Below are 11,062 nucleotides of genomic sequence, written 5' to 3'. Positions count from 1 at the left end.
CATTGGAAAGGATATCCGGGGCGCGATTGGGAATGTAGCCAAGTTCGTCCAGCGCTACCGCAATTTTTTGCTGTAAAGCGGCAGAAACCTGATCGGGATTGCGCAAATAGCGGCTCACCGTCATTTTGGTGACGCCAACCTGATCTGCAACATCTTGAAGCACCGGCCGTTTTTTCTTCATTATCACTGAACTGGCTAACCGTGAATGGGCGGCCATTTTAGCAAATAAAACGCCTTTCCGATATTGTTGGTTATCCGGCCAGCAGACACAAAAAAGGGCCCGGTATTGCACCAAGCCCTCGCCATTACTCTGTCATCACACCGGTGGCAGATCGAACAGTAAAATTTCGCTGTCTTCATCGGCATGGATCGACAGTGCAGTCTCATCCCAGATGGCAAACGCATCGCTAATACCTGCTTTGTGGCCATTGATAGAGACATTGCCGTGAACCACCTGGATCCAAACGCGGCGTTCTGCCTGGATTGGATAAACGGATTGCTCGTCTTTCTTCAGCGCCCAACGAGACAGCGTCATATCCTGGAACACTTTCAGCGAACCTTCACGGGCGTCTGGCGACAGCACCAACTGGCGGCCCTGAGGCGCATCGAACATCCGCTGCGCATAACGCGGCTCTAACCCAACCTGATCCGGAATAATCCAAATCTGGTAGAGATGTAATGGCCGATCGCTATTGGCATTGTACTCGGAGTGACGCACACCGGTCCCCGCACTCATGATCTGGAACTCACCGGCATTAATCCGTTCTTTGTTGCCCATGCTGTCCTGATGTTCCACCGTGCCGCTCAGCACGTAGGTCAGGATCTCCATGTCTTTATGGGGATGAGTACCGAAACCCTGGCCTGCATCAATCACGTCTTCGTTGATCACCCGCAGCGCCGAGAACCCCATAAAGTCGGGATCGTAATAATCGGCAAAAGAGAAGGTGTGCCAGCTGTCGAGCCAACCATGATTGGCATGACCGCGATCTTGTGCCTTACGTAAATAAATCATATTCAACTCTCCTCAACGTTTTCTACAGTCTAGACCTGACGGAGGAATATGAAAGCGCAAAAATCTCACCCCTCTATTCAAAAAATTAGGTGGAGTTTGGCAGAGAGCAGCAAAGGATTTATGGGGCGGTTTAGCCGCTGAATTTGGGCAAAAAAAAAAGCCAGCACCCGAGCTGGCTAAGTAAACACTGGAAGCAATGTGAGCAATGTCGTGCCTTCAGCAAACAGTATCAAAGGTTGATACTCTCTCTGAACGCATGGCAATAGTAATCATTATCATTCGCACCTGTAAAGCGTTTTTTTGACCAATGGGAAATTATATTGACTCAGGGGAGTAAACGGATAATTTAAGAGGTTATTCAAACGGTAAACGCGAAAGAGAGGGAAAAATGAGCGAGATTGTAGTCCGTCACGTGGAAAGTAACGATGCTGAAGCCTTGCACCAGCTATATTCCCACCCAACCGTTTACCGTGACACGCTACATCTACCGCTATCATCAAAAACCCTGTGGCAACAACGTATCGCTGATGTACAACCCGGCACCTATAACCTGGTGGCCTGCATTGACGATCGTGTTGTGGGGCAGTTGTTCCTGGGACTCAACCAGCGGGTACGCCGCCGCCATGTGGCCACTATTGGCATCGGCGTGGATGCCGGTTACCACGGCAAAGGCGTTGGCAGCGCGCTGATGCAGGCGATGATCGATATCTGCGACAACTGGGCCGCCATTGAGCGCATTGAGCTAACGGTGTTCACCGACAATCAGGGTGCCATTGCGCTGTATCGTAAGTTCGGTTTTGAGATTGAAGGCACCAGCCGCCGCTTTGCATTCCGCGACGGCGAGTTGGTGGATGCTTACCATATGGCTCGCTTTAAAACCCCGTAATCGGAACGGCGTTGTAGGTGGGGCGCTCATACGAGCGCCCCACCTGTTAGACACAGCAAACCAAGAACTGACTTAAAGCCCGGTCGTTTCGCGAATATAGCGGCGTGCTTTAACTGCGTATTCAAAAGGATTGGCCAGCGCCGGATCCTGCTCGGCCTCCACCACCATCCATCCCTTATAGTCACGCTCATCCAGCAACTTGAATACCGGCCGGAAATCGATCACGCCATCACCCGGCACGGTGAAGGTGCCTTTTTTCACCCCGTCCAGGAAGCTCAGGCGCTTGGCCTTAACCTCTGCCACCACTTCGTCACGCACGTCTTTCAGGTGAACATGGTTGATGCGCGGCAGGTATTTCTCCAGGATCGCCAACATTGCCTGTTGGCTGCCTTCGGAGTAATAGGCATGCCCGGTATCAAACAGCAGGTAAACATCGTCGTTCACCATGCTCATATAGCGGTCTATCTCTTCGGTGGTCTGGATGCCCGTGCCCATATGATGGTGCAGGCAGACCTGCATCCCCTTGCCGGTGGCAATTTTCGCCAGCTCGTTATATCCCTGCGCCACCCGCTGCCACTCTTCATCGCTAAAATAGGGCTTCTCTTCCAATACCGCCTTGGTGGTGCCCTGAATGCTCTTGCTCTGCTCGGAGCAACCAATCACTTTGGCCCCCATCGCATGCAGGAAATTCATGTGGTTAATAAACTCATCGATAGTCTTTTCTTTCTGCCCATCGGCAAAGAACGTGCTGAACCAGGCATTACAGATCTGGATCCCGCGGATATCCAGCATCGGTTTCAGCACCTTGGATCGCGCGGGTATTTGCTGCCTACTTCGCTACCGGTAAACCCGGCCAGCGCCATTTCGCTGACGCACTGCTGGAACGTGTTCTCGTCCCCTAATTCAGGCATATCGTCATTCGTCCAGCCAATCGGAGCGATCGCCAGCTTTACGTTGTCTTTGTTCATTCTCAGCCTCAGTCTTATTGGCACTTACCGGCTATCTTCCCTGCCGGCCTGGCCAGAAAAGTTATTTACCCAACAGCTCTTTTTCGATGCGCTCCCTGGTGGCCACCGCCTGGGCAGGCATTCTTTCCGGATAGCCGAACAGCGAGGTACAGATGATGGACTCCCCACCGACCTTGAAGGTACGGCTGGCAAATTCCATATCGCGCAGGGTTTGGAACAGGGCCGCGAAGTCCACTTCCCCTTCGCCAATGGCCATATGTTGGTGCACCACCGCATCGACGCCCGGCGGATTGACGATATACCGGCAGGGGCGGGTGTGATTCATGGTATCGGCAATCAATACGTGGGAAAGATCGCTCCCGGCATAGCGCAACATATTGCCGATGTCGCCGCGCCCTTGGTCGTAATAGAAGGTATGGGGAACGCTGTAGAGATAGGTCACATTGTCGCTGCGCAACGATTTCACCATGTCGGCAGTTTCGTTGCTTAGCTCGCAGAAATCCCACGGATGGGACTGAATTTCCATGCGAATGCCTTCACGTTCGATAATCGGCAGCAGCTCCTCCATGGATTGATACCACAGCTCTTCGCAAATCTCCGGCTCGTTCGGGTTACCCGCCAGTTCGGTGTTGATCACCTGAACCCCCATTTCCACCGCGATTTCGATCATCCGGCGCCAGTTCTTGACCGCCGCCTTACGGCGGTCTTCCCCAGGTCCAGACCAGCGATACACCACGATAAAGGAGGAAATCTCCACCCCGGTGGCCTTTAGCGCCCGTTGATATTCCGCCAGAACGTCACGACCGGCTTTTGGATGTTTATAGAATGGGTTGATCTGCGGGTGCGGTGACTGCTCAATGTACTTATAGCCCCAGTCAGCCACCTGCTCCACCATCTTGGTAATGCCCAAATCTTTAATCACATCGACATCAAAAGCGATTTTCATGGTCGCCTCCTTCAGAGCATGAATGCGGTAGCTACGGGCTTATTTGCCATAGAAGCCAGGGCGAGCGGGCAAGGTCACTGGCACCACTTCACCGCTGTTCTGCGCGGCGATACAGGCGTCCGCCGCCACCGCAGCCGCAAAGCCATCCCAAGCAGAAGGTCCGGTGAGCTTGCCGGCCTGGACGTCATTGATAAAGGCTTGCAGCTCAACGTCATAAGCACCGATAAAGCGGTCTTTCCAGTCAACCAGGATCTCGGTAGACAGTTTGGCACCGCTGCGCATTTGCACCGCGGAAGGTTCTGGCAGCTTGGCGATGCCGGTTTCCCCTACCACCTCACACTGAATGTCGTAGCCGTATTGGCAGTTAACAAAGATTTCGACGTCAATACGGGTGCCCTTGGCCGTTTCCATCAGCACAATTTGCGGGTCTCTCAAATGTGGCAGGGCTTTGCTGCTCTTGCGTGGGAACACCACCTGTACCGAAACGTAATCATCGTCCAACAGCCAACGCAGCACGTCTAACTCGTGAATGAGCGTATCGGTTATGGCCATATCCGTGGTGTAGGCTTCACCGACCCTTGGGTTGCGGTGGGCACAGTGCAGCATCAGCGGCTCGCCGATCTGGCCGCTGGTCAGCACCTGTTTCAGCGCCCGGTAGCCCTGATCGTAAGGGCGCATAAAACCGACCTGTACCAGGCGTTTGCCATGCTTGGCTTCGGCATCCACGATGTTCTTGCAGCCCTGCGCCGTAACCGCCAGCGGTTTCTCGCAAAACACCGGTTTGCCTGCGGCTATGGCGGCCAGCACAAACTCTTCATGGCTCGGCCCCCATGACGTGACCAGCACCGCCTGTACGTCTGGGGAGTTGATCAGATCGTGGGCATTGTCAAAAACCTTGGCGTCCAGTTTCAGTTCACTAACCACCTTGGCCGCACTGTCTCGGTTGATGTCATTGACTGCAACAACGCGGCTGCCCTGCAACACCTGGCTACAACGGCGAATATGATCCCTACCGATGGCGCCGGTACCAATAACCCCAATGTTCAATGTCATTTTCGTTATCCTCATGAACTGTAAACGGCAGACGCAAGGTCTGAGGTAGATCCGATGGTTTATGTGAGCGCGGCGTTCTCCGCCGCACCTACGATTGCCAAGGCATTGCGTTATCAGTAGTCGCGGGCTTTATCGATGTTCTCTTGCAGTTGACGGGCGACGGCGATAATTTTTTCACTTTCGGCCACCTGGGCACCACCCACGCGCCACCAACTGAGATATTTGTGCACCATGGTTTTTGGCAGCACTTTGATATCCAGCAGGGTAGAAACCTGTTGCTTGCGGGCATCCGCTAGCGCATCGATCAGCTGTTGTTCGGTGGTTATGCTGTAGGTTTTGCAACCATAGGCCGCTGCCAACATGGCAAAGTTGACCGGAACGAGCTTGCCATCCAGTTTGCCGCCTTGCAGATTACGGAAGCGGAACTCGGTGGTGTAGCTTCCCATGCCGTGTTCTATCTGCAGGTTGTTAATGCAGCCGTTGGTCATGTTGTCGAACAGCACCACGTTGATTTTGCAGCCTTCCTGGATCGAGGTGACCAGCTCAGAATGCAGCATCATGAACGCCCCATCCCCCACCATGGCGTAAACTTCGCGCTGTGGCTCCGCAAGCTTGACGCCTAACGCGGCGTTAACCTCATAGCCCATACAGGAGTAGCCGTATTCCACGTGATAGCCGTGCTCACCCCGGTTTTGCCACACACGCTGCAGATCGCCCGGCAAACTGCCAGCGGCGGCAACGATGACGCTGTCCTGCGGTAAATGGTCATTCAGCACCCCCAGCACTCGGCTTTGGGTTAATACGGAGTCGGTTTGTTCGATAAACTCGGCAAACACCTGTTCACGATCGAGGCTATCGTCGATTTCCGGCACAAAGCCTTCGCCGGTATAGGTCACTTGATAGACACGCTCGGTCTCTTTCCGCTGTTCGCCAAGCGCCTTGCTGATAGCGTCTTGCCAATCGGCACGATAATCCGCCTGGGCCAACAACGGGCTGACAGAGGCCAGCGCCGTACGGGCATCCGCCAAGACTTGCAGACCGTCCAGCTTGCCAGCATCAAACGCGCTAACGTTAATGTTAAGGAAAGCCACCTCTGGATTTTGGAACAGCCATTTGGATGAGGTGGTGAAATCGCTGTAACGGGTGCCGATGCCGATCACCAGGTCCGCCTGTTTCGCCAAGGTGTTAGCCGCCAAACAGCCGGTTTCACCAATGCCACCCACGTTATAAGGATGAGCGGAAAGCACCGTACCTTTACCAGCCTGAGTTTCGGCAAACGGAATATGGAAGCGTTCAGCAAACTGTTGCAACGCCTGCCCAGCCTGCGAATACTTCACCCCGCCACCGCAGATTATCAACGGCTTGCGTTTACCCACCAGCAACGCCAAAGCCTCTGCCAGCGATTCTTGGCTGGCCGGACGGCGTTCAAGACGATGCAGCCGTTTGTGGAAGAAATAGTCTGGGTAATCGTAGGCTTCGCCCTGAACGTCCTGCGGCAGGCATAGCGTGACGGCACCAGTTTCTGCCGGATCGGTCAGCACGCGCATGGCATTAATGCAGGCGCTCATCAGCTGTTCCGGACGCACAATGCGATCCCAATATTTACTGACAGCGCGAAATGCGTCGTTAGTGCTGATGCTCAAATCGTAGGATTGTTCAATCTGCTGTAGCACCGGATCGGGCTGACGAGAGGCGAACACATCGCCCGGCAACAACAGTAAAGGAATGCGGTTAGCCGTGGCAGTGGCCGCAGCGGTGATCATATTGGCCGCGCCGGGACCGATGGAAGAAGTACAGGCGTAGATCTGCTGGCGCAGCTTCTGCTTGGCAAACCCGGTAGCGGCATGCGCCATCCCCTGTTCGTTGCGGCCCTGATGCACCAATAGATCGCCACAGTCCTGCTCCAGAGCCTGCCCCAGGCCGAGTACGTTACCGTGGCCGAAAATGGCGAAGATACCCTTTATGAATTTGATTTCGACACCGTCTACCAGCAGGTACTGGTTGTCGAGAAATCTGACCAACGCCTGTGCCATGGTCAACTTGATCTTACCCATTTTACTCACCCTTTCATTTGGCGTTATCCCTAGCCTGCTGCAGATGGTGGTTTGTGCGCAGGCAGGTGTATCCGGTGGCGTAGCGCTGACTTTCGTTACACAAAAGCAGTGATAATCTTGTCTGGGTTGTTACACACTGCTCATGCAATAAGCGGTTTGAAACGTGCATTGATTATAAACAAATATATTTTTCATAAAATATCAATACAGAAAAAACATTTCATTTTGCGATAAAGATCGCATATTACCAAACCACCAATTTTGCATTTATTTATATAATTCAATTGATTAAATAAAAAGTTATCATGACTCTCTTTCGATCGATGCGCCCATTCGCCGATCGAACCAGCCGCCATCAAGATGATGCTCGTTTGTGCAGAAAATTTCCGCAAGATATTGTTATATCAATAATAATACGCCATATCGGCAGGCCATCCGTTGTAGGCGACTTTTAAATGCATCACATTTGCGGGGTGTAAATTTCATTTCATATTGAAATTGAAATTTTTATTCCTCATACTTCGGACCATGCTTCCTACTTAGCTCCTTTACCGGGTCGCAATCGGTTTTGCTTAATGACAGAAGGAAACGGGTATGGCCACACAACAAAAGCAGCTTGACGTCATTTGCCTTGGGCGCATCGCTGTCGATTTCTATGCTCAACAAATCGGCGCACGCCTGGAGGATGCCAGCTCATTCTCCAAATACCTTGGCGGCTCTTCCGGCAACGTGGCCTATGGCACCGCGATCCAAGGATTAAAATCCGGCATGCTGGCTCGCGTAGGGGATGAGCATATGGGTCGTTTCCTGCGTGAGGAACTCCAACGCGTCGGCGCGGACACGCAGAGCCTGATCACCGATAAGCAGCGCCTGACCGGCCTGGTGATCCTGGGCATCAAGGATCAGGAAACCTTCCCGCTGATTTTCTACCGTGAAAACTGTGCCGACATGGCACTGACGCCCGATGATATCGATGAAAACTACATCGCATCATCACGGGCTTTGGCGATCACCGGTACCCATCTTTCCCACCCCAAAACGCGCGCAGCGGTGCTCAAAGCGTTGGAGTACGCCCACCGCCACGGGCTGCGAACCGCATTGGATATCGATTATCGGCCAGTGCTGTGGGGGTTGACCTCGTTAGGCGATGGCGAGACCCGCTTTATCGAATCGGCAAAGGTGACCCGCGAGTTGCAGGAAGTTCTGCACCATTTCAACCTCATAGTGGGGACTGAAGAAGAGTTCCATATCGCTGGCGGCAGTACCGATACGCTGGTCGCGCTGCAAAACGTCCGTAAGGCTACCCAGGCCACGTTGGTATGCAAGCGGGGGGCGCAGGGATGCTCGGTATTTGAAGGGGATATCCCCACAGATTGGCAGCAAATCAAACTGCATTCTGGCGTGCGCGTTGACGTTTTGAACGTGCTCGGCGCGGGTGATGCCTTTATGTCTGGCCTGCTGCGTGGGTACCTTAATGATGAGGGTTGGGACCAGGCCTGCCGTTACGCTAATGCCTGCGGAGCGCTGGTGGTATCACGCCACGGCTGCGCACCCGCGATGCCAACCAAGCTGGAGCTGGACGATTACCTGCAACGCGAACAAGAGGTGAAACGCCCGGATCTGGATGCCCGGCTGAACCATCTGCACCGCGTTACCACGCGTAAACAACAGTGGCCTGAACTGTGCGTATTTGCCTTTGATCATCGCAAGCAGTTGGCAGAGATGGCGCGAGAGGCAGGAGTGAGTACAGAGCGGATCCCACCGTTAAAAGTGTTGTTGTTAGCCGCTGCTCAGGCTGCCGCTAGCGAGGCAGGGTTACATGGCAACAGCGGTATTCTGGCGGACACCACCTACGGCCAGGCGGCGTTGAGTGCCATTACTGGCCAGGGCTGGTGGATTGGCCGCCCGGTGGAGTTGCCAAGCTCCCGCCCTTTGCGGTTGGAGCACGGTAATATTGGATCGCAGCTGATCGACTGGCCCCAAGAGCACGTGGTCAAATGCCTGGTGTTTTATCATCCACAGGATGCCGAAGCGCTGCGCCGTGAGCAGGATGAGCTGATCGTTGACGTGTATCGTGGCTGCTGCAAATCGGGCCATGAGCTGTTGCTGGAAGTCATTTTGCCAGAAGGTCATGCCGACAAAGACGAGAGCAACTATCTACAGGTGATGGAACATTTCTACCGGTTGGGCGTTCTGCCAGACTGGTGGAAATTGCCGCCGCTTAGTGCCGCCAACTGGCAAAAAGTGGGTGAATTGATTGAAACTCACGACCCATTCTGCCGCGGGGTGCTAATCCTCGGGCTAGACTCCCCACAGGAAACGCTGAAAGCCGGGTTTGCCGCAGCCGCAGATGCCCACTGGGTAAAAGGCTTCGCGGTTGGCCGTACCATTTTTGGCACCTCTTCACGCCTTTGGCTACAAGGTGAGATCGATGACGCCGAGCTGGTCGAACAGGTGAAACAGAAATACCTGACGCTGATCGGTTTTTGGCGGCAATATCGCCCGCAGCCTGCGAGTAAAACCAGCCTGAGTTAAGCTTACGTAATTAACAACCCCACCCCTTAAAGTCATTTTCGCAGCTTTAAGGGGATTTTTTTGCCCATTTTCTGTGAAGTAACGCAACTGGCGATGAAATAAATCGCTTTTTGTAGAAATGAAATGTCCACTCCATCTGTTAGAATAACCAGACAATATTTTCAGCGTATAACCCGATACGCTTCAGCCAATACTGCGAGCCGAATGGATGACTAACCCAACTCAACTTTCGCTGTTACAGGACGAGATCCGCCGCCGTTATGAAACGCTGAGCAAGCGCTTGAAACAGGTAGCACGATACATTCTGGATAACAGTAATAGCATTGCCTTCGATACCGTTGCCTCCATCGCCGCACAGGCCAGCGTGCCACCTTCTACCCTGATCCGTTTCGCCAACGCCTTTGGCTTCAGCGGTTTCAACGAAATGAAACAGGTCTTCCGCCAGCATCTGATGGAAGAAACGGTGAACTATACCGAGCGCGCACGCCTGTTCCGCCAAACCTCTACCGACGACAGCGTTGCCCCAGAAAAGCCGGCAGAAATCCTTAACGTGTTTACGATGGTCAACTCGCAGGCGCTGCAACAGTTGGCGATGCAAACCAGTGCCGAGCAGTTGGATCGGGCGGTAGAGCTGCTGAATAACGCGGAAAATATCTACGTGATCGGCCTGCGCCGCTCATTCAGCGTGGCTTCTTATCTCACCTATGCCCTGCGCCACCTGGAAAGGCGCGCCTTCCTGATCGATGGGTTAGGCGGAATGTTTACTGAGCAGCTCAGCATGGTGAAGCCCAAGGACGTGGTGATAGCTATTAGCTACTCGCCTTATGCCAAAGAAGCGGTGGAACTGGTGGAGTTGGGTGCCAAACAGGGAGCACAGCTCATCGCCATTACCGACAGCCAGGTCAGCCCGCTGGCCGCCTTCAGCGATGTCTGTTTTGTAGTGCGCGAAGCACAGGTAGATGGGTTCCGCTCGCAGGTAGCCTCCATGTGCCTGGCACAGACGCTGGCGGTATCATTGGCGCTGAATAACGCCAAAGAGTTGTAATATTCGACAAGGCGCGGTTAGTCGGGCGCAGCGGCGCCCCTACACAGTGAGCCGGATGGGTTTTGTCAGCAGCGCGCCCTTTTAGCATCTTGCCCTCCGCGATCAATAGCTTTCGCTGTTGATCCAGGCGTGATCTTTTTCCCAGGTGAACTTCCACAAGCGTACCGGCCCCGCCATCACGTTGAGATAATAGCTGTCATATCCGGCCAGGGTTGCCACCGGGTGGTAACCGCGCGGCACTTTCACCACGTCGCGGTTATAGACCGGCATACACTCATCCAGCGAACGATCGTCGGTATAGACCCGTTGCAGGCAGAACCCTTGTTCAGGGTTAAGACGGTGGTAATAGGTTTCTTCCAGGTAGGTTTCGTCCGGCGAGTTTTCCTGGTCGTGCTTATGGCTTGGGTAGGAGCTGGTATTGCCTTCGTCGGTATAGACCTCAACCACCAGCAGGCTATCGGCCGGTTGGCTATCCGGCAGAATATTGTGTACCAGCCGTTGGTTACGGCCTTTACCCCGCCGCTCCACGCCGACGTCTGCCGGGGTGATCAAGCGTGAAGGCA

General features: G+C 53.9%; 9 protein-coding genes and 1 pseudogene. 3 read left to right on the top strand and 7 right to left on the bottom strand.

Features of this window, described 5'->3' with window-relative positions; translation table 11 throughout:
* Together ACLQ7H_RS03555 and ACLQ7H_RS03550 are read right to left on the bottom strand one after the other, a co-directional pair.
* A partial coding sequence (locus tag ACLQ7H_RS03555; protein ID WP_411751478.1) for a LacI family DNA-binding transcriptional regulator occupies nucleotides 1-217 on the bottom strand: 217 nt, incomplete at its 3' end.
* A 99-nt stretch (nucleotides 218-316) separates the two neighbouring features.
* Nucleotides 317-1,012, bottom strand: coding sequence for a pirin family protein (locus ACLQ7H_RS03550; RefSeq protein ID WP_411751477.1), 696 nt, complete (start codon nucleotides 1,010-1,012; stop codon nucleotides 317-319).
* A 388-nt stretch (nucleotides 1,013-1,400) separates the two neighbouring features.
* Between ACLQ7H_RS03550 and ACLQ7H_RS03545 the strand changes: the two genes are divergently transcribed.
* Nucleotides 1,401-1,898, top strand: coding sequence for a GNAT family N-acetyltransferase (locus tag ACLQ7H_RS03545; protein WP_411751476.1), 498 nt, complete (start codon nucleotides 1,401-1,403; stop codon nucleotides 1,896-1,898).
* Between the two features lie 72 nt (nucleotides 1,899-1,970).
* Here the strand turns inward: ACLQ7H_RS03545 and iolE are convergent.
* The 4 genes and pseudogenes from iolE to iolD form a co-directional block, all read right to left on the bottom strand.
* Nucleotides 1,971-2,866 (bottom strand): annotated as a pseudogene (iolE, locus tag ACLQ7H_RS03540) (myo-inosose-2 dehydratase).
* A gap of 61 nt (nucleotides 2,867-2,927) precedes the next feature.
* Complete coding sequence (locus tag ACLQ7H_RS03535; RefSeq protein WP_411751475.1) at nucleotides 2,928-3,812, bottom strand: sugar phosphate isomerase/epimerase family protein; 885 nt, start codon at nucleotides 3,810-3,812, stop codon at nucleotides 2,928-2,930.
* A 39-nt stretch (nucleotides 3,813-3,851) separates the two neighbouring features.
* Complete coding sequence (locus ACLQ7H_RS03530; protein WP_411751474.1) at nucleotides 3,852-4,865, bottom strand: Gfo/Idh/MocA family protein; 1,014 nt, start codon at nucleotides 4,863-4,865, stop codon at nucleotides 3,852-3,854.
* Between the two features lie 113 nt (nucleotides 4,866-4,978).
* Nucleotides 4,979-6,919, bottom strand: coding sequence for a 3D-(3,5/4)-trihydroxycyclohexane-1,2-dione acylhydrolase (decyclizing) (gene iolD / locus ACLQ7H_RS03525; protein WP_411751473.1), 1,941 nt, complete (start codon nucleotides 6,917-6,919; stop codon nucleotides 4,979-4,981).
* Between the two features lie 594 nt (nucleotides 6,920-7,513).
* Here iolD and ACLQ7H_RS03520 point away from each other — a divergent pair.
* Nucleotides 7,514-9,454: a bifunctional 5-dehydro-2-deoxygluconokinase/5-dehydro-2-deoxyphosphogluconate aldolase gene (locus ACLQ7H_RS03520; RefSeq protein ID WP_411751472.1), complete on the top strand. Its 1,941-nt coding sequence runs from the start codon at nucleotides 7,514-7,516 to the stop codon at nucleotides 9,452-9,454.
* A gap of 208 nt (nucleotides 9,455-9,662) precedes the next feature.
* Nucleotides 9,663-10,499 (top strand): MurR/RpiR family transcriptional regulator, encoded by an 837-nt coding sequence (locus ACLQ7H_RS03515; protein WP_021181760.1) that lies wholly within the window; start codon nucleotides 9,663-9,665, stop codon nucleotides 10,497-10,499.
* A gap of 102 nt (nucleotides 10,500-10,601) precedes the next feature.
* Here the strand turns inward: ACLQ7H_RS03515 and iolB are convergent.
* A partial coding sequence (iolB, locus tag ACLQ7H_RS03510; RefSeq protein WP_411751471.1) for a 5-deoxy-glucuronate isomerase occupies nucleotides 10,602-11,062 on the bottom strand: 461 nt, incomplete at its 5' end.

Origin of the sequence: Serratia sp. (in: enterobacteria) (genome assembly GCF_046715635.1) — a bacterium.
In the GTDB taxonomy this organism is placed as follows: domain Bacteria; phylum Pseudomonadota; class Gammaproteobacteria; order Enterobacterales; family Enterobacteriaceae; genus Chania.
The sequence above is the reverse complement of the archived record's forward strand: the minus strand, read 5'-3'. Positions and strand labels throughout refer to the sequence as shown.